Source organism: Pseudomonas sp. NLJ1, from assembly GCF_049486705.1.
In the GTDB taxonomy this organism is placed as follows: Bacteria; Pseudomonadota; Gammaproteobacteria; order Pseudomonadales; family Pseudomonadaceae; genus Aquipseudomonas; species Aquipseudomonas inefficax.
Genome location: NZ_CP137735.1, coordinates 2,000,706 through 2,026,928 on the forward strand (window position 1 = coordinate 2,000,706; position 26,223 = coordinate 2,026,928).

22 protein-coding genes and 2 tRNA genes are annotated in these 26,223 nt (G+C 62.1%); 9 read left to right on the plus strand and 15 right to left on the minus strand.

Annotation, left to right across the window (positions count from 1 at the left end):
- Positions 1-269 precede the first annotated feature (269 nt).
- From R9B85_RS08955 to R9B85_RS08990, 8 genes are all read left to right on the plus strand, one after another.
- Complete coding sequence (locus R9B85_RS08955; RefSeq protein ID WP_112250039.1) at positions 270-1,658, plus strand: polynucleotide adenylyltransferase PcnB; 1,389 nt, start codon at positions 270-272, stop codon at positions 1,656-1,658.
- Positions 1,655-2,134, plus strand: coding sequence for a 2-amino-4-hydroxy-6-hydroxymethyldihydropteridine diphosphokinase (gene folK / locus R9B85_RS08960; protein WP_112250037.1), 480 nt, complete (start codon positions 1,655-1,657; stop codon positions 2,132-2,134). The genes R9B85_RS08955 and folK overlap by 4 nt, the downstream gene beginning before the upstream one ends.
- 262 nt (positions 2,135-2,396) lie before the next feature.
- Complete coding sequence (panB, locus tag R9B85_RS08965; RefSeq protein WP_112250035.1) at positions 2,397-3,197, plus strand: 3-methyl-2-oxobutanoate hydroxymethyltransferase; 801 nt, start codon at positions 2,397-2,399, stop codon at positions 3,195-3,197.
- On the plus strand, positions 3,194-4,057 hold the full coding sequence (gene panC, locus R9B85_RS08970) for a pantoate--beta-alanine ligase (RefSeq protein WP_112250033.1): 864 nt from the start codon (positions 3,194-3,196) through the stop codon (positions 4,055-4,057). The genes panB and panC overlap by 4 nt, the downstream gene beginning before the upstream one ends.
- A 227-nt stretch (positions 4,058-4,284) precedes the next feature.
- Entirely contained in the window at positions 4,285-5,949 is a 1,665-nt protein-coding gene (gene pgi, locus R9B85_RS08975) for a glucose-6-phosphate isomerase (RefSeq protein ID WP_112250031.1), read from the plus strand.
- A gap of 198 nt (positions 5,950-6,147) precedes the next feature.
- A complete protein-coding gene (gene acs / locus R9B85_RS08980; RefSeq protein ID WP_112250029.1) occupies positions 6,148-8,082 on the plus strand; it encodes an acetate--CoA ligase in 1,935 nt (644 codons plus the stop codon).
- A gap of 42 nt (positions 8,083-8,124) precedes the next feature.
- Positions 8,125-8,994, plus strand: a complete 870-nt coding sequence (locus tag R9B85_RS08985; RefSeq protein ID WP_112250027.1) for an oxygenase MpaB family protein — start codon at positions 8,125-8,127, stop codon at positions 8,992-8,994.
- Positions 8,995-9,072: 78 nt separating this feature from the next.
- On the plus strand, positions 9,073-12,009 hold the full coding sequence (locus R9B85_RS08990; protein WP_215520447.1) for a DUF748 domain-containing protein: 2,937 nt from the start codon (positions 9,073-9,075) through the stop codon (positions 12,007-12,009).
- Positions 12,010-12,130: 121 nt separating this feature from the next.
- Here R9B85_RS08990 and R9B85_RS08995 read toward each other — a convergent pair whose 3' ends face one another.
- On the minus strand, positions 12,131-12,544 hold the full coding sequence (locus R9B85_RS08995; protein ID WP_112250023.1) for a VOC family protein: 414 nt from the start codon (positions 12,542-12,544) through the stop codon (positions 12,131-12,133).
- A gap of 60 nt (positions 12,545-12,604) precedes the next feature.
- Here R9B85_RS08995 and R9B85_RS09000 point away from each other — a divergent pair, with 60 nt between their 5' ends.
- Positions 12,605-12,907 carry a putative quinol monooxygenase gene (locus R9B85_RS09000; protein ID WP_207877288.1) on the plus strand — a complete coding sequence of 101 codons (303 nt, stop codon included), beginning with the start codon at positions 12,605-12,607 and terminating at the stop codon, positions 12,905-12,907.
- Positions 12,908-12,986: 79 nt separating this feature from the next.
- Here R9B85_RS09000 and R9B85_RS09005 read toward each other — a convergent pair whose 3' ends face one another.
- The 14 genes from R9B85_RS09005 to folP form a co-directional block, all read right to left on the minus strand.
- Positions 12,987-13,337, minus strand: coding sequence for a BON domain-containing protein (locus R9B85_RS09005; protein WP_025340697.1), 351 nt, complete (start codon positions 13,335-13,337; stop codon positions 12,987-12,989).
- Between the two features lie 274 nt (positions 13,338-13,611).
- On the minus strand, positions 13,612-15,717 hold the full coding sequence (gene pnp, locus R9B85_RS09010) for a polyribonucleotide nucleotidyltransferase (RefSeq protein WP_112250019.1): 2,106 nt from the start codon (positions 15,715-15,717) through the stop codon (positions 13,612-13,614).
- A 250-nt stretch (positions 15,718-15,967) separates the two neighbouring features.
- Positions 15,968-16,237, minus strand: coding sequence for a 30S ribosomal protein S15 (gene rpsO, locus R9B85_RS09015; RefSeq protein WP_003249971.1), 270 nt, complete (start codon positions 16,235-16,237; stop codon positions 15,968-15,970).
- Between the two features lie 147 nt (positions 16,238-16,384).
- The gene (gene truB / locus R9B85_RS09020; RefSeq protein WP_013974284.1) at positions 16,385-17,302 is read right to left on the minus strand and encodes a tRNA pseudouridine(55) synthase TruB; all 918 of its coding nucleotides are present in this window, start codon (positions 17,300-17,302) and stop codon (positions 16,385-16,387) included.
- A gap of 3 nt (positions 17,303-17,305) precedes the next feature.
- Positions 17,306-17,704: a 30S ribosome-binding factor RbfA gene (gene rbfA, locus R9B85_RS09025; protein ID WP_025340699.1), complete on the minus strand. Its 399-nt coding sequence runs from the start codon at positions 17,702-17,704 to the stop codon at positions 17,306-17,308.
- Between the two features lie 117 nt (positions 17,705-17,821).
- A complete protein-coding gene (gene infB, locus R9B85_RS09030; protein ID WP_112250015.1) occupies positions 17,822-20,350 on the minus strand; it encodes a translation initiation factor IF-2 in 2,529 nt (842 codons plus the stop codon).
- 27 nt (positions 20,351-20,377) lie between these two features.
- Positions 20,378-21,859, minus strand: a complete 1,482-nt coding sequence (gene nusA / locus R9B85_RS09035) for a transcription termination factor NusA (RefSeq protein WP_009685349.1) — start codon at positions 21,857-21,859, stop codon at positions 20,378-20,380.
- A gap of 59 nt (positions 21,860-21,918) precedes the next feature.
- Positions 21,919-22,377, minus strand: a complete 459-nt coding sequence (gene rimP / locus R9B85_RS09040; protein ID WP_003249960.1) for a ribosome maturation factor RimP — start codon at positions 22,375-22,377, stop codon at positions 21,919-21,921.
- Between the two features lie 130 nt (positions 22,378-22,507).
- Positions 22,508-22,584 (minus strand) — tRNA-Met (locus R9B85_RS09045).
- 100 nt (positions 22,585-22,684) lie between these two features.
- Positions 22,685-22,770: transfer RNA gene (locus tag R9B85_RS09050), tRNA-Leu, on the minus strand.
- An 18-nt stretch (positions 22,771-22,788) separates the two neighbouring features.
- A complete protein-coding gene (gene secG, locus R9B85_RS09055; protein ID WP_112250014.1) occupies positions 22,789-23,187 on the minus strand; it encodes a preprotein translocase subunit SecG in 399 nt (132 codons plus the stop codon).
- Positions 23,188-23,191: 4 nt separating this feature from the next.
- On the minus strand, positions 23,192-23,947 hold the full coding sequence (gene tpiA, locus R9B85_RS09060; protein WP_112250013.1) for a triose-phosphate isomerase: 756 nt from the start codon (positions 23,945-23,947) through the stop codon (positions 23,192-23,194).
- A 65-nt stretch (positions 23,948-24,012) separates the two neighbouring features.
- On the minus strand, positions 24,013-25,353 hold the full coding sequence (gene glmM, locus R9B85_RS09065; protein ID WP_215520449.1) for a phosphoglucosamine mutase: 1,341 nt from the start codon (positions 25,351-25,353) through the stop codon (positions 24,013-24,015).
- Between the two features lie 16 nt (positions 25,354-25,369).
- Entirely contained in the window at positions 25,370-26,221 is an 852-nt protein-coding gene (folP, locus tag R9B85_RS09070) for a dihydropteroate synthase (protein ID WP_112250011.1), read from the minus strand.
- Positions 26,222-26,223: the final 2 nt, after the last annotated feature.

Genomic DNA, 26,223 nt, shown 5'->3' on the forward strand with positions numbered 1-26,223 from the left:
CGTTTGCTCTTAACCCCTGGCTTGGGGGTCGTCCACAAGCTTCGAGATTTGTGGACAGGGCACTCAACAAAAACAAGAAGCCCAGCAGAAAAACAATAAGAGCACGCAACGACTTCTTGGGGAGCTTAGGCTCCCCTTGTCGTTTCTACCCTTCCGGCAGGCATCCTGCTACCCGCCTACACCATTCCTTGAGTAAATGCTAGAATCCCCGCCCATCATGCGGCCATTCTCCTATTCTTGGCCGAACATTCCTTCAAACAGTGCATCCCATGCTGAAGAAGCTGTTCCAGTCGTTCCGCCCGCCCGTACCGGGCCCGCACCACAGGCGCACCACGCCTGAGGTGATCAACAAGAGCCAGCACTCGCTGCAACGCCACCAGTTCAGCCGCCATGCGGTGAACATCGTGGAACGCCTGCAGAGCGCCGGTTACCAGGCTTACCTGGTCGGTGGATGTGTCCGCGACCTGATGCTGGGCATCACGCCGAAAGACTTCGACGTCGCCACCAGCGCCACCCCCGAACAGGTCCGCGCCGAGTTCCGCAACGCGCGCATCATTGGCCGCCGCTTCAAGCTGGTCCACGTGCATTTCGGCCGTGAGATCATCGAGGTCGCCACCTTCCGCGCCCACCACTCGGAAGACGACCAGGGCGACAGCCACCGTTCGTCGCACAATGCCAGTGGCCGCATCCTGCGTGACAACGTGTACGGCACCCTGGAAGAAGACGCGCAACGTCGCGACTTCACCATCAACGCCCTGTACTACGACCCGGTCAGCGAGCGCATCCTCGACTACGCCAACGGCGTGCACGATATCCGCAACCGCCTGCTGCGTCTGATCGGTGACCCTACCCACCGCTATCAGGAAGACCCGGTGCGCATGCTGCGCGCGGTGCGCTTCGCCGCCAAGCTCGACTTCGGCATCGAAAAGCACACCGTCCAGCCGATCCGCGAGCTGGCCCCGATGCTGCGCGAGATTCCGCCAGCGCGCCTGTTCGAAGAGAGCCTCAAGCTGTTCCTCTCCGGCCAGGGCGCCATGGTCTTCGAAATGCTGGTCGACCTGCAGTTGTTCGAGCCGCTGTTCCCGGCCAGTTCGCATGCCCTGGACGAGCGCCCGACTTATACCCACACGCTGATCAGTCAGGCGCTGAACAACACCGACCTGCGCGTGAAGCAAGGCAAACCGGTAACCCCGGCCTTCCTCTTCGCCGCGCTGCTGTGGCCAGCCCTGCCCGCCCGCGTGCTGCACCTGCAGAACCAGGGCGTGCCGCCGATCCCCGCCATGAACGGTGCGGCCCACGACCTGATCGCCGAGCAATGCGCACGCATCGCCATCCCCAAGCGCTTCACCCTGCCGATCCGCGAGATCTGGGACATGCAGGAGCGCCTGCCACGCCGCAGCGGCAAGCGCGCCGACATGCTGCTGGACAACCCGCGCTTCCGCGCCGGCTACGACTTCCTGCTGCTGCGGGAAAGCGCCGGCGAAGAAACCGACGACCTTGGCCAATGGTGGACCGACTACCAGGATGCCAACGACAGCGAGCGCCGCGAAATGATCCGCGAACTGGGCAGCCGTGACGAAGGCACCGGCGCCGGCCCGCGCAAACGCAAGCGCAGCGGTGGCAAACGCAAGCGCAGTGGCGACGAGGCGTTCGAGTGAACACCCGCGCCTATATCGGCCTGGGCAGCAACCTGGACGCACCTGCCGAACAGTTGCGCAGCGCCTTGCACGCCCTCGACCAAGTCGAGGCCACGCGCCTGGTGGCGGCCTCGGCGCTGTATACCAGCGATTCGCTGCTGCCCGGCCAGCCGCGCTACACCAACGCCGTCGCAGCCCTGGACACCGCCCTGGCGCCGCTGGCCCTGCTCGATGCCCTGCAGGCCATCGAGAACGAACAGGGCCGCGTGCGCAAGGAGCGCTGGGGCCCGCGCACACTGGACCTGGACATCCTGCTGTTCGGCGACCAGGTGCTCGACGAGCCACGCCTGAAAGTGCCGCATTACCACATGCATGCCCGGCCTTTCGTGCTGTACCCGCTGGCAGAACTGGTACCGGGCGATTTCCGCCTGGCCGATGGTCGCGCCCTCGCGCAACTGCTCGCCGACTGCCCGTTCGTCGGCCTGGAACGCCTGTAAACCGGGCGTTCCAGCCTTGCGCACTGGCGCGGTAACGCCAGTAACACCCTGATCGTAACAATGCGGTAACAGGGTCATTGACTTCCCCCACCTCGCTCACGACTATAGGCGTCCCGTGTGGCACCAAAGTGCCGCATACCCGTATTTAGGCCCGGACGGACCTGTGCCCGAACATCACGCGCGATGATGTGCCGCTCCGGAAGATGACTACACGCGTTGAATGCAGTCGTTTCTTACAGCGCCTGAACGAGGAATTTCCTACATGCCTGAAGTAACCCTGACCACCCTCAATGGCCTCAAGGCCAAGGGTGAAAAAATCACCATGCTGACCTGCTACGACGCGACCTTCGCCAAGGCCGCCAGCCAGGCCGGTGTCGAAGTGTTGCTGGTGGGCGACTCGCTGGGCATGGTCCTGCAAGGCCACGACAGCACACTGCCGGTAACCACCGCGGACATGGCTTACCATACGGCCAGCGTCAAACGTGGCAACGACGGCGCGCTGATCCTCGCCGACCTGCCGTTCATGGCGCATGCCACCCCGGAGCAGGCCTTCGCCAACAGCGCCACACTGATGCAGGCCGGCGCCCACATGATCAAGATCGAAGGCGCTGCCTGGCTGGCCGAGACCATCCGCCTGCTGGCCGAGCGTGGTGTGCCGGTATGCGCGCACATGGGCCTGACCCCGCAAACTGTCAACGTGCTGGGTGGCTACAAGGTCCAGGGCCGCCAGGAAGCCCAGGCCCGGCAGATGCGCGCCGACGCCATCACCCTGGAACAGGCCGGTGCGGCAATGCTGCTGCTCGAGTGCGTGCCCAGCGAACTGGCCGCGGAAATCACCAATGCCGTGGGCATCCCGGTGATCGGTATTGGGGCGGGAAGTGCTACCGACGGCCAAGTTCTGGTGCTGCATGACATGCTCGGGCTGTCGTTGAGCGGTCGGGTACCGAAGTTCGTGAAGAACTTCATGGCTGGCCAACCAGACATCCAGAGCGCCCTCACCGCCTACGTCCAGGCAGTCAAGGCAGTCACTTTCCCGGCGAGTGAACACGGATTCAACGCATGAACACAGTCAAGACCGTCCGCGAACTGCGCGCCGCAGTCGCCCGAGCCCGCGGTGAAGGCAAGCGCATCGGCTTCGTGCCGACCATGGGCAACCTGCACAGCGGCCATGCCGCCCTGGTGACCAAGGCTACGCAGCGCGCCGATTTCGTGGTCGCCAGCATCTTCGTCAACCCGCTGCAGTTCGGCGTCAACGAAGACCTCGACAAGTACCCGCGCACCCTGGTCGCCGACCAGGAGCGCCTGCTCCAGGCAGGCTGCAATCTGCTGTTCGCGCCCAGCGTCGAAGAGATGTACCCCGACGGCATGAACGTGCAAACCCGGGTCAGCGTACCCCATCTTTCCGAAGGCCTGTGCGGCGCCAGCCGGCCCGGGCATTTCGAAGGCGTGGCCACCGTGGTCAACAAGCTGTTCAACATGGTCCAGCCTGACCTTGCCGTGTTCGGCGAAAAGGACTTCCAGCAGCTGGCGGTAATTCGCGCCATGGTGCGCGACCTGAACATGCCAATCCAGATCATCGGCGAACCCACCGTGCGGGCCGAGGATGGCCTGGCGCTGTCGTCGCGCAATGGTTACCTCACGCCTGAGCAACGTGCTGCGGCGCCAGCGTTGTATCGCACGCTGCAGCATATCGCTGCTGGCATCGGCCGTGGCCAACGGGACTTTGCCGCGCTGGTTGCCGAAGGCCAGGCGCAGTTGACCGCCGCTGGTTTCCGCCCGGATTACCTGGAAGTGCGTCATGCCGTGAGCCTGCGCCCGGCAGTGATCGATGATCGAGACCTGGTGGTTTTAGCGGCGGCTTACCTGGGTAACACACGGTTGATCGACAACCTGTACCTGCATGTGGAAGAGAAGACCGCGTAATGGCCGGGGCTGCTTTGCAGCCCATTCGCAGCACAAGGCTGCTCCTACAGAGGAATACTATCTCCTGCAGGAGCAGCCTTGTGCTGCGAATGGGGCGCAAAGCGCCCCCCAAAATCCCCGCCATACCCATTCCCTGCAAGTGGCCTTTGCCTATAATGGTGCCAGCCTGAACCCGGCAATGAGTGCCGTGTCCAAGGTCTCACCACGCACCAAGGGAACCCCGCGCAATGGCGTATTACCGTACACCCCACGATGTCACGGCCCTGCCCGCCTGGCAGGCGCTCCAGCAACACCGCGACGCCATGCAAGGCTTCAGCATGCGCGAAGCGTTCGCCGCCGATGCCAAGCGCTTCGACCAGTTCTCCCTGAGCTCCTGTGGCCTGTTCCTCGACTATTCGAAAAACCTGATCACTGAACAAAGCCGCGACCTGCTGGTGAACCTGGCCAACGAAGTGGGCTTGCAGGACGCCATCAAGTCGATGTTCGCCGGCGAAATCATCAACGCCTCCGAAGGCCGCCCGGTGCTGCACACCGCCCTGCGCCGGCCGGTAGGCGACAAGCTCAGCGTCAACGGCGTGAACGTCATGCCGGAAGTACACAAGGTGCTCAACCAGATCACCGAACTGGTCGGCCGTATCCACGACGGACTGTGGCGCGGCTACAGCGAAAAACCGATCACCGATGTGGTCAACATCGGTATCGGTGGCTCGTTCCTCGGCCCCGAGCTGGTCTCCGAGGCGCTGCTGCCCTATGCCCAGCGCGGTGTGCGCTGCCACTACCTGGCGAACATCGACGGCAGTGAGTTCCACGAGCTGTCAGCCAACCTGCGCGCCGAAACCACGCTGTTCATCGTCTCGTCGAAATCGTTCAACACCCTCGAGACCCTGAAGAATGCCATGGCCGCGCGTACCTGGTACCTGGCCCAAGGCGGCTCGGAAGCCGAGCTGTACCGCCACTTCATCGCCGTTTCCAGCAACAAGGCCGCCGCCGTGGCCTTCGGCATCCGCGAAGAAAACATCTTCCCGATGTGGGACTGGGTAGGCGGGCGTTACTCGCTGTGGTCGGCCATCGGCCTGCCGATCGCCCTGGCCATCGGTACCGCCAACTTCAAGGAACTGCTGTCCGGCGCCTACACCATGGACCAGCACTTCCAGACCGCGCCGTTCGAAAAGAACATGCCGGTGCTGCTGGCCCTGCTGGGCGTGTGGTACGGCAACTTCTGGGGCGCCAGCAGCCACGCGATCCTGCCGTACGACCACTACCTGCGCAACATTACCAAGCACCTGCAACAGCTGGACATGGAGTCCAACGGCAAGAGCGTGCTGCAGGACGGCACCCCGGTGAAAACCGACACCGGCCCGGTGATCTGGGGCGGCGTCGGCTGCAACGGCCAGCATGCCTACCACCAGCTACTGCACCAGGGCACCCAGCTGATTCCGGCCGACTTCATCGTGCCGGTGGTGAGCTTCAACCCGGTGGCTGACCATCATCAGTGGCTGTACGCCAACTGCCTGTCGCAGAGCCAGGCGCTGATGCTGGGCAAAACCCGCGAAGAAGCCGAAGCAGAGCTGCGTGGGAAAGGCCTGAACGAAGCGGACATCGAGAAGCTGGCACCGCACAAGGTGATCCCGGGCAACCGCCCGAGCAACACCCTGGTGGTGGAGCGCATCAGCCCGCGCCGCCTGGGCGCGCTGGTGGCGATGTACGAGCACAAGGTCTTCGTACAGAGCGTGATCTGGGGCATCAACGCCTTCGACCAGTGGGGCGTGGAGCTGGGCAAGGAGCTGGGCAAGGGCGTTTACCAACGCCTGGTCGGCAGCCTGGAAGACAGCGCCGAAGACGGCTCCACCCAAGGCCTGATCAACTACTTCCGCGGCCGTCACCGCGGGTAACCTGAAACCTGCACCAGCCTCTTCGCGGGTAAACCCGCTCCCACAGGGATCGCACAGTTCTTGAGAGCTGTACAGTACCTGTGGGAGCGGGTTTACCCGCGAAGGGGCCGGTACAGGTTGAACACCTCTCCCAGCTACACTGTCCTATCGAATAGCCGTTGCAGTCCATCGCCCCTTACAAGAGCAGGACCACCCGCCATGTTCGATATCCGCAACTACCCCCAGGCCCTGGCCGTCAGCCAGTCCGCCGCCCTCACCCCCGACGAGTACCGCCGCCTCTACCGCCAGTCGGTGGATGACCCCGACACCTTCTGGGCCGAACAGGCCAAGCGCCTGGACTGGATCAAGCCTTGGTCGAGCGTGCAGCAATGCGACCTGAAGACCGGCAACGCCCGCTGGTTCGACGGCGCCCAGCTCAACGTCAGCTACAACTGCATCGACCGCCACCTGGCCCGACGCGGCGAACAGACCGCCCTGCTGTGGGAAGGCGATGATCCCAAGGACTCCAAGGCCATCTCCTACCGCGAACTGCACCGTCAGGTCTGCCGCCTGGCCAATGCACTGAAAGCACGCGGGGTGAAGAAAGGCGACCGGGTGTGCATCTACATGCCGATGATCCCCGAGGCCGCCTTCGCCATGCTTGCCTGCACCCGCATCGGTGCCATTCACTCGGTGGTGTTCGGCGGCTTTTCGCCCGACGCCCTGCGCGACCGTATCCTCGATGCCGACTGCCGCACGGTGATCACCGCCGATGAAGGCGTGCGCGGCGGCAAACGTATCCCGCTGAAACAGAACGTCGACAAGGCCCTGGCCAGCTGCCCTGCGGTCAGCAGCGTATTCGTGGTGCGCCGCACCGGCGGCGAGGTCACCTGGGCCGAAGACCGTGACCTCTGGTACCACGAGGCGACGGAAAAGGCCGGCGACGACTGCGTTCCCGAGCCGATGGGCGCCGAAGACCCGCTGTTCATCCTCTATACCTCCGGCAGCACAGGCAAACCCAAGGGCGTGCTGCACACCACCGGCGGCTACCTGCTACAGGCCACCCTCACTTTCAAGGTGGTGTTCGACTACCGTGACGGCGAGGTGTTCTGGTGCACCGCCGATGTCGGCTGGGTCACCGGCCACAGCTACATTGTCTACGGCCCGCTGGCCAATGGCGCGATCTCGCTGATGTTCGAAGGCGTGCCCAACTACCCGGACACCTCACGTTTCTGGCAGGTGGTGGACAAGCACCAGGTAAACATCTTCTACACCGCCCCAACCGCCCTGCGCGCGCTGATGCGCGAAGGCTCCGCGCCACTGCAGAGCACTTCACGCCAGAGCCTGCGCCTGCTGGGCAGCGTCGGCGAGCCGATCAACCCCGAAGCCTGGGAGTGGTATTTCGAGGAAGTCGGGCAAAAGCGCTGCCCCATCGTCGATACCTGGTGGCAGACCGAAACCGGCGGCATCATGCTCACCCCGCTGCCCGGCTCGCAGTCGCTCAAGCCCGGCTGTGCCACCCAGCCCATGTTCGGCGTGCAACCCGTGCTGCTGGACGAAAAGGGCAAACTCATCGAAGGCCCCGGCGCCGGCCTCCTGGCGATCAAGGCCAGTTGGCCAGGGCAGATCCGCAGCGTCTACGGCGACCATCAGCGCATGGTCGACACCTATTTCAAACCGATGCCCGGCTATTACTTCACCGGCGACGGCGCCCGCCGCGACGCCGATGGCGACTACTGGATCACCGGGCGTATCGACGACGTGATCAACGTTTCCGGCCACCGCATCGGTACCGCCGAAGTGGAAAGCGCGCTGGTACTGCATGACAGTGTCGCCGAAGCGGCGGTGGTCGGTTACCCCCACGACCTCAAGGGCCAAGGCGTTTACGCCTTCGTCACGCCCATGAATGGAGTAACGCCGGACGACGCGCTCAAAGCCGAGTTGCTGGCCCTGGTCAGCAAGGAAATCGGCAGTTTCGCCAAGCCCGAGCTGATCCAGTGGGCCCCGGCATTGCCCAAGACACGCTCAGGCAAGATCATGCGGCGTATACTGCGCAAGATCGCCTGCAACGAGCTGGACAACCTGGGCGATACCTCGACCCTGGCCGACCCCAGCGTGGTGCAGGGCCTGATCGACAAACGCCTCAACCAGTAACCGGCGGCTGCTGTTCATGGCCGCCCTGAACCACAGGTCGCCATGGAAGCCCTTCGCCGCCGCATCGAAACCCAGGTCATGAGCCTTACCGGGCTGGCCCTCGGCCAGCTCGACCTGGAGTCGCCCAAGGGCGACCCGGGCCTGTTCGGCCCGCACAGCATCAGCTGGCGGGTACATGGCGACTTCCCGAGCATGCTGGTCGGCGGCATCAGTGCCCTCATGCTGCAGTTGCTGCACCCGCTGGCCCTGGCCGGGGTGTGGGACCATTCCAACTTCCGTGAAGACTTGCTCGGCCGCCTGCGCCGTACCAGCCAATTCATCTCCGGCACCACCTTCGGCGCCACCCGCGATGCCGAGTGGCTGATCGACAAGGTGCGCACCATCCACCTGCAGGTGACCGGCACCGCGCCGGATGGCCGCCCGTATGCGGCCAGCGACCCGGACCTGCTGACCTGGGTGCATGTGGCGGAAGTCAGCAGCTTCCTCGCCGCCCACCTGCGTTACCGCAACCCGCAGCTTGCGCGCGCCGAGCAGGATGCCTACTACGCAGAAATCGCATTGATTGCCGAGCGCCTTGGCGCCCGCGACGTGCCGCGCTCATGCCAGCAGGTCGAGGACTTCCTGCAGCGCATGCGCCCACAGTTGCACTGCGACGCACGCAGCCATGAGGTGGTCGGCATCCTGCTCGATGCCCCCGCTCCCAGCCGCCTGGCACAGCCGGTGGGCAAGCTGATGCTGCATGCCGGTATCGACCTGCTGCCGGGCTGGGCCCAGGCCATGCTTGGGCTACAGCACGGCCCGTTGCAGCGGCGCATGATCCGCCTGGGCCTGCAACGCACCGCGCCAGTACTGCGCTGGGCGATGCGTGACGGCTCGGCGCACCGTGCCAAACGGCGCATGGGCATCGAATGAAGTCGAATGGTCGCCTCAGCGGAACTGATTTAACGTGCCATACTCCAAGCTCTCCTGCTTAGACAGACGAAGCGACACATGTACAAAGGATTGACTCGCGCCGCTGGCGCACTGCTGGCCTTGGTAGCCCTCTACAGCCTTCTCGGCTTTCTCGTTCTTCCCGGTGTCGCGCTGCGCATCGCCAATCAGCAGTTGGCCCAGTACGCAACCGTACCTGCCCACCTCGAACGGATCGAGCTCAACCCCTTCAGCCTCGAGCTGACGCTGTGGGGCCTGCAGATCGGCGAGCCGGGCAAGGAGCAGGTCGGCTTCGATCGGCTTTACGCCAACCTCTCGCTCGACAGCCTGTGGAGCGGCGCCTTGCACCTGGACGCTGTGGAACTGGTCAAGCCACGCAACGAAGTGCTGTTCGCCAAGGACGGTACTCTCAACCTGACCCGCCTGTTCAAGCTGCCAGCCAGCGAAGCCAAGCCTGACGAGCCGCCCAGCGACCCGTTCCCGCTACGCATCGGCAGCATCAAGCTCAGCGACGGCTATCTGCACTTCGAGGACCTGCGCCCGAGCGAGCCGATCGAGTTCCTCTACGACAACATGAACCTGGAGTTGAAGAACCTCAGCACCCTGCCCAACGACAATGCCGACATGGCCCTGGTGGCCATCGGCCCCAACGGCGGGCGCATCGACTGGAAAGGCACGCTGAGCCTGGCGCCGATCGCCTCTGAAGGCACACTGAAAATCACCGAAGGCAGGATGAAGGCATTCTGGCCCTACGTGCGCGATGCGGTACCACTGGTGCTGGAAGACGGCGTGGTCAGCCTTGACACTCATTACAAGCTCAACCTCGCCAAGCAGACCGAGCTACTGCTGGACAACGCGTCGGTGCGCATTGCACCGTTCGCCATCAAGGCCCCGGATGGCCGCCCGCTGGCGCGCCTGGCCAGCCTGGAAGTGAGCGAAACCTCGGTCGACCTGGTCAAGCAGCTGGTCACCGTGGGCAAGATCCGTAGCGAAAAACTTGAAACCTGGGCCGCGCTGGAAAAGGACGGCCAACTCGACTGGCAGAAGCTGTTCGCCAGCCAGCCGGCCAAGGCCACGCCGAAGGAAAAGGCCGAACCAGCCACCGCCGAGCCCACGCCAGAACAGCAAGCCGTCAAGGAGCCGAGCAAACCTTGGCAGGTACTGCTCAAGGATGTGCAGCTGCGTAACTACCTGGTGCACCTGGCAGACCGTACCCAGAAGGAGCCAGTGGCCCTCGATGTCGGCCCGCTCAATGCCGACCTGCAAGGTTTCGACAGCCTCAACAAGTCGCCCTTCACCCTCAAGCTCGATACTGGCGTGGGCAAGCAAGGCAAACTGCAGGCTGCCGGCCAGGTCAACCTGGCGCCCATCTGGGCCAAGCTGGACGTAAGCAGCCGCGACATCGACCTGCGGGTGGCCCAGGCCTATATCAGCCCGTTCATCCTGCTGGAGCTGCGCAGCGGCATGCTCGCCAGCGATCTCAAGGTCGATCTGAAGAACACCGCACCGCTGGCCTTCAGCGTCACCGGCAAGGCCCAGGTCAGCCAGCTGCACACCCTCGACACCATCAAGAGCCGCGACTTCGTCAAATGGCAGCAGGTGAACGTCGACGGCCTGTCCTACGTTCACGGCGATGCGCTGTCGATCGACAAGGTGACACTGCTGCAACCCTATGCACGCTTCATCATCAACGAAGACCGCACCACCAACATCAATGACCTGCTGATCCCGCAGCCGGCCGACGCCCCGGCGAGCAGCCAGGCGAAGCCGACCGCGGCCAGCAATGACAAGCCGCTGGGTATCCACATCGGCCAGATCGACATCAACGACGGCTCGGCCAACTTCGCCGACCTGTCCCTCACACCCAACTTCGCCACCGCCATCCAGCAGCTCAACGGCCGGGTCGGCACCATCGACAACCGCAAGCCGGTGCCGGCCAAGGTCGACGTCAAGGGCAAGGTCGACCGCTATGCGCCGGTCACCATCAAAGGCGCCCTGAACCCGTTCAATCCGCTGGCCAGCCTGGATATCGCCACCAGCTTCAAGCGGGTCGAGCTGACCACGCTCACCCCCTACTCTGGCAAGTTCGCCGGCTTCCGTATCCGCAAGGGCCGGCTCAACCTCGACCTGCACTACCTGATCACCAATGGCCAGCTGAAGGCCGAGAACAAGGTAGTGGTAGAGCAGTTGCAGTTGGGCGAGAAGGTCGACAGCCCGGACGCAGTAGACCTGCCGATCCGCCTGGCGGTGGCGCTGCTGAAGGATACCGAAGGCAAGATCTCGATCGAGCTGCCGGTGTCGGGCGACCTCAACAACCCGCAGTTCAGCGTGATGCCGATCGTCTGGCAAACCCTGCGCAATCTGGTGTTGCGTGCGGCGCAGGCACCGTTCAAGTTCATTGGCGGGCTGGTTGCCGGCGGTGGCTCGGAAGACCTGGGCAATGTGTCCTTCGCCCCGGGCTCCAGCGAGCTCAATGGCGACGCCCAGGCATCGCTGGACAAGCTGGCGTCGGCCTTGAAGGAACGCCCGGAACTGCGCCTGGAAATCGAAGGCACCAGCGCCCAGGCCAGCGACGGCCCATTGATCGCCCAGCAGCGCCTGGAGCGTGAGTACCAGGCCACCTGGTACAAGATCCTGCAGCGTCGCGGCGACAAAGTACCGGCCAATGCGTCGATGCTGGTGGTCGACGACAGCGACAAACCGGCGATGCTCGAAGGCATCTACCGTAACCGCCTGAAACAGCAACCGCCTGCCGAGTGGGAGCAACTGGGCCGCGACGAGCGCACCGCCAAGCTGCGCGAGGCGGTGATCAAGTCCTGGGCCGAAAGTACCGCGCTGCTGCGTACACTTGGCCAGGAGCGGGCCAGCAGCATCAAGGATTACCTGGTCGACAAGGGCCAGCTGGAAGATGACCGGGTGTACTTCATCGATACCAGCCTGGGCCAGGCCGAGAGCGATGGGCGGGTGGTGACGCCGATGCATCTGGATGCTGAGTAACTTCTACTAGCAGGTCTGGCCCCTTCGCGGGCTTGCCCGCTCCCACAGGGATCGCGCACTGCTCAAGGTTTGTGCAGTACCTGTGGGAGCGGGTTTACCCGCGAAGAGGCCGGTACAGGCTTCACACCAACCGCTGCCCCGACACCGCCGGGTGATAAAGCGGCTGCACCTTGTTCCCTGCCGGGTCCAGCAGGTGGAAGCTGCGCGCCCCGTCACCATGATTGAACGGCCGATCCAGCAAGGTCACGCCATGGGCCTTGAAGTACTGGTACCAAGCCTCCAGCTCCTCCACGCTATCGACGATGAACCCATAATGGTCCAAAGTCTGCAAACCATTGGCCGCCCCGGCCCCGCGCCCCAACGACAGGTTGTCGTTACCGCAGGTCAGGTACACCAGGTCTTCATTGGCGCGGTTCAGCACTTCCATGCCCAGCACATCGACGTAGAAGCGCTCGCACTCTTCCAGGTTCGGTACCAGCAAGGCGATATGGCGCAGGCCGTTCAGGCGACCAGGGCGGACAGGCAATTCGGACATTGGCGAAGCTCCATTTTTGTATACAATTCATAATCGAATTTAAAACAAAAGGAGCGACTTGTGTATAGCCTGTTCATCAAGACTCGGGTGAAGCCCGGCTGCGCAGAGGACTTTCTGAATGCGATCAAGGTCAATGCGGCAGCTTCCGTCGCCACCGAACCTGGCTGCCTGGTGTTCGATGTGTCGCAAGATCGCGTCGACCCGGATGTGATCTACCTGTACGAGATCTACCGCGACGACGCGGCGTATGAAGTGCATACCCAAACCGCGCACTTTCGCGATAGCCGACCATTGGTCGAGCCGCTGATAGCCGAGCAGGAATGCTTCGAAAGTGATGTGGTTGCGCGTAATCCGGTGTACTAGGCGCACAATGAAAAGCCCCGGCAATAAGCCGGGGCCTGGAGCAAAGGTGGCCAAATCCGTTTGGCCGACGGGACATTCCTTACTCGGCTTTCAGGCCGTCGGACATGACGCTCTTGACGCCTTTGATGTTCTTGGTAATGCGAACGGCTTCTTCTTTCTGGGACTGAGTCACTGCCACGTCAGACGACAGCGAGACGACGCCCTGGCTGGTCTCGACTTTGATGTCGCTGCCTGGAATACCTTTTTCAGTCAGCAGGTCCGCTTTCACCTTGGTGGTGATCCAGGTGTCGGAACCTTCCTGCTTGGCGTTGTCGACGGTGTTCGCGGCCAACATGACTGGAGCCTGGGTTGGCTCTGCAGCGAACGCGCCGTTGGCCATGGTCAGGGTCAGAGCGGTAGCAGTAGCGGCAGCAATGGCGAACTTCTTCATGTGAGTCACTCCTGTTTATCGAAAGGTCTGCGCCGTATGTCCTGGCGTCAGGTATCAGGATAGTTGCATGCGCTGTGCCAGCTTTGCCGTTTCGCTTGTTTCCTTTTAAATCAAGGAGTTAGCAAAACATCCATCCTGGCGGCGTCGTGCATTCTGCAATCTGCACGATAAACCTGCATGCAAGATGCAAGTCCGCAAAAGGTTCCGTACCGGCATAAAAAAAGGGCCCCTTGCGGGGCCCTTCTTTCTACTGCGAGCTACTGCGAGGCAATTCTCAGACGCCCGAAGCCTTGGCTGCGGCAACATCCTTGATCGACAGCTTGATACGGCCGCGGTTGTCCACGTCCAGTACCAGTACTTCAACTTCCTGGCCTTCTTTCAGGATGTCGGTGACTTTCTCGACGCGAGCATCGCTCAGCATGGAAATGTGCACCAGGCCGTCCTTGCCAGGCAGGATGTTGACGAAGGCACCGAAGTCGACGATGCGCTCGACCTTGCCGACGTAGATCTTGCCGATCTCGGCCTCGGCGGTGATGCCCAGGATGCGCTGCTTGGCAGCATCTGCCGCTTCCTTGGTTTCGCCGAAGATCTTGATCGAGCCGTCGTCTTCGATGTCGATCGAAGCCTTGGTCTCTTCGCAGATGGCGCGAATGGTGGCGCCGCCTTTACCGATGACGTCACGGATCTTGTCCGTATCGATCTTCATGGCGATCATGGTCGGGGCGTTGGCCGACAGCTCGCTACGCGACTGGGCGATGATCTGGTTCATCTGGCCGAGGATGTTCAGGCGCGCTTCCAGGGCCTGGCCCAGGGCGATTTCCATGATCTCTTCGGTGATGCCGTTGATCTTGATGTCCATCTGCAGCGCGGTAACACCCTTGGCGGTACCGGCTACCTTGAAGTCCATGTCGCCCAGGTGGTCTTCGTCACCCAGGATGTCGGTCAGGACGGCAAACTTGTCACCTTCCTTGACCAGGCCCATGGCGATACCGGCAACCGGTGCCTTCATCGGCACACCAGCGTCCATCAGCGCCAGGGAAGCACCGCAGACCGAAGCCATGGAGCTGGAACCGTTGGATTCGGTGATTTCCGAAACCACGCGGATGGTGTACGGGAATTCGCTGTCGCTCGGCAGCATGGCCTGCACGCCACGACGGGCCAGGCGACCGTGGCCGATTTCACGACGGCCGGCACCGCCCATGCGGCCGCACTCACCCACCGAGAATGGCGGGAAGTTGTAGTGCAGCATGAACGGGTCTTTCTTCTCGCCTTCCAGGGTGTCCAGCAGCTGGGCGTCACGGGCGGTACCCAGGGTCGCGACGACCAGGGCCTGGGTCTCGCCACGGGTGAACAGCGCCGAACCGTGAGTCTTCGGCAGTACGCCGACTTGGATGTTCAGCGGGCGCACGGTGCGGGTGTCACGGCCGTCGATACGCGGCTTGCCGTTGACGATGTTCTCGCGGACGGTGCGGTATTCCAGCTCGCCGAAGATTTCCTTGATGGCGCTGGCGGACGGGCCGGTCTCTTCGTTGCTCAGACGGGCAATGGCCTCGTCACGCAGCTGGCCCAGGCGGTTGTAGCGGTCAGCCTTCTGGGTGATGGTGTAGGCCTGCGAAACGGCTTCGCCGAACTCGCCACGGACCAGGTTCATCAGCTCGACGTTGGCCGGGGCTGGCTGCCAGTCCCAGGTCGGCTTGGCGGCTTCGGCGGCCAGTTCCTTGACGGCCTGGATCACGGCCTGGAATTCGTCGTGGGCGAACAGCACGGCGCCCAGCATCTGGTCTTCGGTCAGCTCTTTGGCTTCCGATTCAACCATCAGTACAGCCGATTCGGTACCGGCAACGACCATGTCCAGGCTCGAAGCAGCCAGTTGCTCGTAGGTCGGGTTCAGCAGGTAGCCGGTGCTTTCGTGGAAGGCAACGCGGGCGGCGCCGATCGGGCCTTCGAACGGAATGCCGGAAATGGCCAGGGCAGCCGAGGTACCGATCATCGCAGCGATGTCCGGGTCGGTCTTCTTGCTGGTGGAAACCACGGTGCAGACGACCTGCACTTCGTTCATGAAGCCTTCTGGGAACAGCGGACGGATCGGACGGTCGATCAGGCGCGAGGTCAGCGTCTCTTTCTCGGAAGGACGGCCTTCACGCTTGAAGAAGCCACCCGGGATCTTGCCGGCGGCGTAGGTCTTTTCCTGGTAGTGAACCGACAGCGGGAAGAAACCCTTGCCTGGATCAGCCTGTTTGGCACCTACCACAGTCACCAGCACGGTGACGTCGTTGTCGACGGTAACCAGCACGGCGCCGGTTGCCTGACGGGCAATACGGCCCGTTTCGAGAGTAACGGTCGATTGACCGAACTGGAAAGTCTTGATTACCGGGTTCACGGTTTCCTACCTTTTTTCAGTGGCTCTGGGGGAACTGGTTTCTTGCGAATTCTTGGGCAGAACAGGGAATCGGCCCCGTTGACCGTCCAGATACAACACGAGGCTGGGAGCCTGGCACCAAGCGGAAAATCCGCTCAGCATTGCCAGGCTGCCAACCTCGGAGATACACGTGGCGTGTCCAACGACAGTGCTGCAGAACAGCCCTGCCGAAGCTTGCGACACGCCATGCACACCACTGGCCAGGCCGCTATTAGCGACGCAGACCCAGGCGACCGATCAGGGCGCTGTAACGAGTGGTGTCTTTGCCCTTCAGGTAATCCAGCAGCTTACGACGCTGGTTGACCATACGGATCAGACCACGACGGGAGTGGTGGTCTTTGTCGTTGGCCTTGAAGTGGCCTTGCAGCTTGTTGATGTTGGCGGTCAGCAGAGCAACCTGCACTTCCGGGCTACCGGTATCGCCGGCGGCTTGCTGGTATTCGGCAACGATCTGAGCTTTTTCTTCAACGCTGAGGGCCATTTGGCTTCTCCTGATAACGGATCCCGCATGCGGGGTCCAATAGGCCAGGGACAAATCCCTGTATTAATAAAAAAGGTGTGACCGTGCCTACTGACAGCCACCCTTGATGCCGTGGGGTTCGGCAACTGCCTGGCCCCGCGGTTTCGGTCATTCCGACCGAATCAGCCGACGCGGCGCAATGCGCCCGTCTTCGCTCACTTCACCGATACCGATGAAGCGTGCATTGTGATCCTGTACCCGGACCATGCCAAATTGTGGCGCGTCCGGCGCGCGTACCGCCTGCCCATGCAGCCAGTAGAACGCACTGTGCTCGGACAGGCACACCAACGGCCAGTCCTGCAGGCCGCTGTCCGAGGGCATCAGGAAGCGGTCGAGCGCTTCGTTACCGCCTTCGGCGTGGGCCTGTTCAAGTTCCTCGAGGGTGACCGTCTGTGCCAGCGCGAAGGGCCCGGCCTGGGTCCTGCGCAGCTCGGCGACATAGGCGCCGCAGCCAAGGGCCTCGCCGATATCCTCCACCAGGGTGCGGATATAGGTGCCTTTGCTGCATCCTACGCTCAACCGTGCACGGGTGCCTTCGCACTCGAGCAACTCCAAGCGGCCAATAGTAACAGAACGCGCCTCGCGCTCCACTACCTCTCCTGCACGTGCCAGCTTGTACAGCGGCTGGCCGTCACGCTTGAGCGCCGAGTACATCGGCGGTATCTGGCTGATCTGGCCACGAAAACGCGGCAACAGGGCCTCGATGTCGGCGCGACCAACGGTCACCTCGCGGGTCTGCAGCACCTCACCTTCGGCATCGCCGGTGTTGGTAGTCTGCCCCATCTGCATGACTGTTTCGTAGCCCTTGTCCGAATCGAGCAGGTACTGCGAAAACTTGGTCGCTTCGCCAAAGCACAGCGGCAGCACGCCGGTTGCCAGCGGGTCGAGACTGCCGGTGTGGCCGGCCTTTTCCGCATTGAGCAGCCAGCGCACCTTTTGCAGCGCGGCGTTGGAGGTGAAGCCCAGCGGCTTGTCGAGCAGGATGATGCCGCTGACGTTGCGGCGGATACGTTTGACCTGGGCCACCGCTTACTCCTCGGCGTCCGGCTTGTCGGCATCCTTGTGCAGGCGGTCTTCGGCCACTGCACGCTCGATCAGTGCCGACAGGTGTACACCGCGGCTGACACTTTCATCGAAGTGGAAGTGCAGTTGCGGCACGCTGCGCAGCTGCATCGAGCGCCCCAGGTGCAAACGCAGGAAGCTTGCAGCGCTGTTCAGCGCCTTCAGCGACTGCTGGACGGCGTCCGGGGTTTCCTCGCCCATGACGGTGATGAACACCTTGGCATGGCCCAGGTCACGGCTGACGTCGACGGCAGTGATGGTAACCAGACCGACACGCGGGTCTTTGACTTCGCGACGGATCAGCTCGGCCAGCTCGCGCTGCATCTGATCGCCGATACGTTGGGTACGGCTATATTCTTTGGCCATTCTTGCTACCTGTAACTTAAAGCGGCAAACGCCCGGACAGACCAATGGCCTGACCGGGCGCTACCTGAAGAGGTACCGCAAGCCGCCCTGCAGCGGGCGCTTGCGGCTCGCTCGCCCTTAAAGGGTACGAGCCACCTGGACTTTCTCGAAGACTTCGATCTTGTCGCCGACCTTGACGTCGTTGTAGCTCTTCACGCCGATACCGCACTCCATGCCGTTACGCACTTCGGAGGCATCGTCCTTGAAGCGACGCAGCGATTCCAGCTCGCCTTCGAAGATCACAACGTCTTCGCGCAGTACGCGGATCGGACGGTTGCGGTACACGGTACCCTCGATGACCATACAGCCAGCGATGGCGCCGAACTTCGGCGAACGGAACACGTCACGGACTTCGGCAACACCCAGGATGTTCTCGCGAACATCGCTGCCGAGCATACCGGTCAGGGCCTTCTTGACGTCTTCGATGATGTCGTAGATCACGTTGTAGTAACGCATATCCAGACCTTCCTGCTCGACGATCTTGCGCGCGCCGGCATCGGCACGCACGTTGAAGCCGAACAGTACTGCATTCGAAGCCAGCGCCAGGTTGGCGTCGCTTTCGGTGATACCACCGACGCCGCCACCGATCACGCGCACCTGAACTTCGTCGTTGCCCAGGCCCGACAGCGAACCCTGCAGTGCTTCCAGGGAACCACGCACGTCGGTCTTGAGGACGATGTTGAGGGTCTTCTTCTCTTCCTGACCCATGGTCTCGAAGATGTTTTCCAGCTTGCCGGCGTGAGCGCGGGCCAGCTTGACCTCGCGGTACTTGCCTTGACGGAACATGGCAACTTCGCGGGCCTTCTTCTCGTCGGCAACCACGGACAGCTCGTCACCGGCTTCCGGGGTACCGTCCAGGCCGAGGATTTCGACCGGGATCGACGGGCCGGCTTCCTTCACAGGCTTGCCGTTCTCGTCGAGCATGGCGCGCACGCGGCCATAGTTGGAACCGCACAGGACCATGTCGCCCTGACGCAGGGTACCGTCCTGAACCAGGATGGTCGCCACCGGGCCACGGCCCTTGTCCAGGCGCGATTCGACAACCACACCACGACCCGGAGCGGTCGGGGTAGCGGTCAGTTCGAGAATCTCGGCCTGCAGCAGGACAGCTTCGAGCAGCTCGTCGACGCCGGTACCCATCTTCGCCGAAACCTTGACGAACGGAGTGTCACCACCCCAATCCTCGGAGGTCACGCCTTCGACGGCCAGCTCGTTGCGGATGCGGTCGAGGTCGGCACCCGGCTTGTCGATCTTGTTCACCGCGACCACCAGCGGAACGCCAGCTGCCTTGGCATGCTGAACGGCTTCGCGGGTCTGCGGCATCACGCCGTCGTCCGCCGCCACCACCAGGATGACGATGTCGGTGGCCTTGGCACCACGGGCACGCATTGCGGTGAACGCAGCGTGGCCAGGGGTGTCGAGGAAGGTGACCATGCCGCGGTCGGTTTCCACGTGGTAAGCACCGATGTGCTGGGTGATACCACCGGCTTCGCCAGCGGCAACCTTGGCACGACGGATGTAGTCGAGCAGCGAGGTCTTACCGTGGTCAACGTGACCCATGACGGTAACGACCGGCGCACGCGATTCGACTTCACCTTCGAACTTCAGCGATTCGGCCAGGGAGTCTTCCAGGGCGGTATCGCTGACCAGCGTCACCTTGTGGCCCAGTTCTTCTGCGACCAGCTGAGCGGTTTCCTGGTCGAGCACCTGGTTGATGGTGACCGGGGTACCCAGCTTGAACATGAACTTGACCACTTCGGCGGCCTTGACCGACATCTGCTGGGCCAGTTCCGAGACGGTGATGGTCTCACCGATGGTCACGTCACGAATGACTGGACCGGTCGGGTTCTGGAAGCCATGCTGGTTGCGCTTCTTCAGCTTGCTCTTGCCACCGCGGCCACGGCGTACGCCATCGCTTTCTTCATCGGTGGTGCGCGGCGCGGCACGAGGAGTCGGAGCCTTTTCCTTCTCCTTGACCTTGACCTTGATCGACACGCGCGGGGCCTCGCCACGGCGACGGTCTTCGTCACGGGTGCGGCCTTCGTTGCGACGGGCTTCGTCCTTCTTGCGCTCGGCAGCACGGGCTGCGGCGTCTTCGGACGCCGGAGCGTCGGCAACTACCGGAGCCGGGGCAGCAGCAGGTGCCGCCTCAGGCTTGGCGGCAGGCGCAGGGGCGGCAGCCGGGGCTTCGGCGGCCTGACGGCGAGCCTGCTCCTCGTTGCGCTGGCGAACTTCAGCGTCGACCTTGTCGCGAGCGGCGTTTTCAGCCGCGCGGCGCTCTTCCAGCTCACGCTTCTGCTCAGCCTGGATTTCTTCCGGGCTGCGCTGCACGAATACTTTCTTCTTGCGTACTTCTACGCTGATGCTCTTGCTACCGGCGACACGCAGGGTGCTGGTGGTTTTGCGCTGCAAGGTAATCTTGCGCGGTTCTTCCGCCTTGCTCTTGTGGCTGCTCTTCAAATGAGTCAGCAGGGTCTGCTTCTCATTGTCGGTCACTACCTGACCGGCGTCGGTGTGCGGCAGACCTGCCTCACGCATCTGCTGCAGCAGGCGCTCTACCGGTGCCTCGACCTCTTGGGCCAGTTCTTTCACCGTGACTTGCGTCATGCACTTCTCTCCTCAGGCCGCGCCTAATTACTCGAACCAGTGGGCTCGGGCGGCCATGATCAACTTGCCGGCACGCTCTTCGTCGATGCCGTCGATGTCGAGCAGATCGTCGATCGACTGCTCGGCCAGGTCTTCGCGGTTAACCACGCCGCGCACCGCCAGTTCAGCCGCCAGGTCCTTGTCCATGCCCTCGAGGGAGAGCAGGTCTTCGGCCGGGTGGGCGTCTGCCAGTTTTTCTTCGGTAGCGATGGCCTTGGTCAACAAACGGTCCTTGGCTCGAGCGCGGAGCTCATTGACGATATCCTCGTCAAAGCCATCGATGTTGAGCATTTCTTCCAACGGTACGTAGGCAATTTCTTCGAGGCTGGTGAAGCCTTCGTCGACCAGCACTTGGGCCAGCTCCTCGTCGACTTCCAGTTCATCGATGAAATTGCGCAGGATGTCACCGGTTTCGGCCTGTTGCTTGGCCTGGATGTCCTTCTCGGTCATCACGTTCAGGGTCCAGCCAGTCAGCTGACTGGCCAGGCGAACGTTCTGACCGCCACGGCCAATGGCCTGGGCCAGGTTGTCCTCGGCGACGGCGATGTCCATGGCATGGGCATCTTCATCAACGATGATCGCCGCGACTTCAGCCGGCGACATGGCGTTGATGACGAACTGCGCCGGGTTATCGTCCCACAGGACGATATCCACACGCTCACCACCCAGCTCCCCGGATACGGCCTGGACGCGCGAACCACGCATGCCGATGCAGGCACCTTGCGGGTCGATACGCTTGTCCTTGGAGCGGACGGCGATCTTGGCTCGCGAACCCGGATCACGGGAAGCGGCCATGACTTCGATCAGGCCCTCGGCAATTTCCGGCACTTCGATGCGGAAAAGCTCGATCAGCATCTGCGGCGCGGTGCGCGACAGAATCAGCTGTGGGCCACGGTTTTCAGTGCGAATTTCCTTCAGCAGCGCACGCAGGCGCACGCCGACACGGAAGGTTTCGCGCGGAATGATGTCTTCGCGGGCCAGCAAGGCCTCGGCGTTGTTGCCCAGGTCAACGATGACGTTGTCGCGGGTAACCTTTTTCACGGTACCGGAAATGATCTCGCCGACGCGTTCGCGGTAGGCATCGACCACCTGGGCACGCTCGGCCTCACGGACCTTCTGCACGATGACCTGCTTGGCGGTCTGGGCGGCGATACGTCCGAACTCGATGGACTCGATCTTCTCTTCGATCACGTCACCTACCTTGGCTTCAGGGTGGGTGTCCTTGATCTTGTCGAGCCAGGTCTCGATCGCCGGATCATCAAGATCGGCTTCATCGACCACGGTCCAGCGACGGAAGGTCTCGTAGCTACCGGTGTGGCGGTTGATTTCCACACGCAGGTCGACTTCGTCTTCAAAACGTTTTTTGGTTGCAGTGGCCAGAGCCACTTCCAGCGCTTCGAAAATGACGCCGGGCGGTACACCTTTTTCGTTGGATACCGATTCAACAACCAGCAGTACTTCTTTGCTCATCGTACGCCTCGCCTTGCGCAAGCCATTGGGCCCGGATAGTCCGCCGGGCCCGGCACGTCTCAGTCAAAACTGGGAATAATATTGGCCTTGTCGATCGAGTCGATCGGCAACAGGAACTCTTGATTGTCCACCTGGACCACCACATCCTGCTCCTCCACACCGCGGAGAAGGCCCTGGAAGTTACGACGACCCTCGAAGGGTGAGCGCAGCTTGATCTTCACTTGTTCGCCGGCATGCGAGGCAAACTGTTCCAGAGTGAACAGTGGGCGATCCATGCCTGGAGAAGACACCTCGAGGGTGTACTCACTGCTGATCGGATCTTCCACATCGAGGATTGCGCTGGCCTGACGGCTGACCGCTTCGCAGTCGTCCACCAGGATGCCGCCTTCCTTGTCGATGTAGATGCGCAGTACCGAATGCTTACCCTGGGAAACGTATTCGATCCCCCAGCACTGATAGCCCAGACCCTCGACAACCGGGGCCAACAAGGCCTGCAACTGTTCTAGCTTGCTCGACACCTGAACCCCCTCGTGCATGCTGTGCAAATAAAAAATGGGCGAAGCGCCCATCCCTGAAAGCGCCGTTGGACAACGACGCCGAAAACTGTTCGGTTAGCAAAAAGCCCCTGAAAAGGGGCTCCGCTGAAGCTGGTTGCGGGGGCTGGATTTGAACCAACGACCTTCGGGTTATGAGCCCGACGAGCTACCAAGCTGCTCCACCCCGCGACAAAGCTGGGGCAAAAGTATAAGACCGAACCCTCACGAGGGTCAAATCCAAACCTTCACCTGCAAGAAAGCCCGCTAAAGCGGGCTCTCAAGCTTTAATTGGTACCGAGAAGGGGACTCGAACCCCTACACCCTATGGGCACAACCACCTCAAGGTTGCGTGTCTACCAATTCCACCACCTCGGCAATACTACTTGAAACCCGTTACTTCTGCTCTTGTGCCGGAGGAGGTACATCACCCGCATTCGGAGTGGTTTCGCTCTTCTGCTGCTGGAGCACCGGTACATCATCATTAACTGCCGGTTTCTGCGGCTCTTTCACTTCTAGCACTGCTGGATCTGGAAGACCTGCTTGGCTAAGCTGGTGAGCTTGTTGCTTCGCGAAGTATCCTAACCCAAGTGCTGTCAAAAAGAAAGTGGCAGCGAGTATAGCAGTTAATTTACTCAGGAACGTTGCAGAGCCCTGGCTCCCGAACACGGTATTTGAAGCACCCGCGCCGAAAGATGCACCTGCTTCCGCACCTTTACCCTGTTGCAACAGAACCAGCACTACAAGCGACAGCGCTGCCAACAGATGAAAAACAACGATGACTGTTTCCAGCATTTGTTCAGTTTCCTGCGGCGCGACAAATTGCACCGAATTCGTCTGCGTTCAGGGAAGCCCCACCAATGAGCCCCCCATCGATATCCGGCATGCCGAACAGTTCGGCCGCATTGGCCGCCTTCACGCTGCCGCCGTAGAGCAACTGCACCTTCGCAGCCACTTCAGCATCTTCTGCCGCCAGCTGGCTGCGGATGGCTGCATGCACATCCTGAGCCTGCTGTGGCGTGGCCGTAAGGCCAGTGCCGATGGCCCATACAGGCTCATAGGCAATTACTGCATTGGCAAAAGCCTTAACACCGAATGCTTCGATGATACTGCTTAGTTGACGCCCGACAACTTCGAGCGTTTTGCCGGCCTCGCGCTCTTCCAGGGTTTCCCCTATGCAAAGCACTGGCTTCAAACCTTTGGCCTGGGCCGCTGCAAACTTTCGATTAAGCACTTCGTCGGTTTCACCAATGATCTGGCGACGCTCCGAATGACCAATCAACACCAACTTGCAACCTGCTTCAACCAGCTGTTCCGGAGCAACTTCTCCGGTCAACGCACCCTGTTCGGGTAGTACTGCAGAATTCTGTGCGCCGACAGTAATTTCCTTACCTGCCAGGCCATCGATCACTTGATTGATGAACAAGGCTGGTGGAAACACAGCGACTTCCACTCCGCTCGGCAAGGCCAGATTTCTCAAGCCTTCGGTAAGCTCAGCGACGCTAGCGCGGGTACCGTGCATCTTCCAGTTACCAGCTACCATAGGGCGACGCATGCTTTACCTCGTCGGTCAAAGTGGGCGCAGATAGTACCCAACCCTATCTGCGCTGGCAAGCGCCATCAGACACAAACTTCGCCAACCAGTTTGGCCAACGCTTCTGCGTGCATGCGCACCTGGCTTTCGTCCTCGCCCTCGACCATCACACGCACTAACGGCTCGGTACCGGATTTGCGCAGCAGCACGCGACCGCGGCCGGCCAAGGCATCGGTCACCTTGGCACTGGCGTCCTTGACCGCCGGGTGCTCCAGCGGGTCGACCTTGCTGGCGCCATAGCGCACGTTGATCAGCACCTGCGGGCACTTGCGCAGGGCCTGACGGGCCTGCGCCAGGGTTTCGCCACGACGCTTGAGCGCCATCAGCACCTGCAGCGCAGCGATGATTGCGTCACCCGTGGTGGTGTGGTTGCAGCACACGACGTGACCGGAGTTTTCACCACCGACCAGCCATTCACGCTCCTGCAGCTCTGCCATGACGTAACGGTCACCGACCTTGGCCCGCACGAACGGAATATCCAGGTCCTTCAGCGCAAGCTCCAGGCCCAGGTTGCTCATCAGCGTGCCCACTACCCCACCCTGCAGCTTGCCCCGCTCCTGGAGGTCGCGAGCGATGATGAACAGCAGCTCGTCACCATCGACGATGGCGCCGGTATGGTCGACCATCAGCACGCGGTCGCCGTCACCGTCGAAGGCGATACCCAGATCGGCATGGCCGACCAGCACGGCAGCCTGCAACGATTCGATGTGAGTCGAGCCGCAGCCTTCGTTGATGTTCAGCCCGTCGGGCTGGGCGTGCAGCACGGTCACGTCGGCACCCAGCTCGCGGAACACGCTTGGCGCGACCTTGTAGGTGGCACCGTGGGCGCAATCGACAACCAGCTTGAGGCCGTCGAAGCTGGTGCTGCTCGGCACGCTGCTCTTGCAGAACTCGATATAGCGGCCGGCGGCATCATTGATGCGCGAAACCTTGCCCAGCTTGCCCGACTCGACGACGGTCATCGGCTGGTCGAGCAATTCCTCGATCATCAGCTCGACTTCGTCCGGCAGCTTGGTCCCCTGGCCCGAGAAGAACTTGATGCCGTTGTCATCGTGCGGGTTGTGCGAGGCGCTGATGACAATGCCGGCTTCGGCGTGGAAGGTACGCGTCAGGTAGGCGATGGCCGGCGTAGGCATCGGCCCGAGCAGCATGACGTCGGCGCCTGCCGCGGACAGGCCGGCTTCGAGTGCGGACTCGAACATGTAGCCGGAGATACGCGTGTCCTTGCCAACCAGCACCCGGCAGTGGCCCTGCTTGCGGAAGGCCATGCCGGCCGCCCAGCCAAGCTTCAGCATGAAGTCCGGCGTGATCGGGTATTCGCCGACGCGGCCACGAATGCCGTCGGTACCAAAGTATTTTCTGCTCATAGGGACTCCAATGTTCTTATTCGGCGCTTTGCACCGCAGCGATCATGCGCACCACATCAACGGTTTCGGCCACGTCATGGACACGAAGAATGCTCGCCCCCTTGGTCATGGCCAACGCCGCCAGCGCAAGGCTGCCGTACAACCGCTCGCCGACCGGACGTTCCAGCGTCAGGCCGATCATGCTCTTGCGTGAAACACCCACCAGCAGCGGGCGCCCAAGGCGATAGAGCGCTTCCATGTGCTTGAACAGGCTCAGGTTGTGCGCCAGTGTCTTGGCGAAACCGAAGCCCGGATCAAGGATGATTCTGTTTTCATCGATGCCAGCCGCAACACAGGCCGCCATTCGCTGTTCAAGATAACGCGTAACGTCGGCGGTCACATCTTCGTAATGTGGGTCGTCCTGCATGTTACCCGGCTCGCCACGCATGTGCATGAGGCACACCGGCAAGCCGGTATCCGCGGCGGCATCCAGGGCCCCATCGCGCTCCAGCGCACGCACGTCGTTGATCAGCCCTGCACCGAGGCGCGCCGCTTCACGCATGACCGCTGGCGTGGAGGTATCGACGGAGATGACCACATCGAGGCGGCTGTTGATAGCCTCGACCATGGGGGCCACCCGCTCCAGCTCCTCGGTCACCGATACCGCGCGCGCACCCGGCCGCGTGGACTCGCCGCCGATGTCGACAAGCGTGGCGCCTGCGGCAACCATCGCTTCGGCATGACGCAGCGCCTCGTCGCGCTGATTGAAGCGCCCGCCATCGGAGAAGGAATCAGGGGTGATGTTGAGAATACCCATGACATGGGTACGCGACAAATCAAGAACCCGGTTGCCGCAAGGCAACCGGGTCGGGTACTGCACTGAGCTCATAG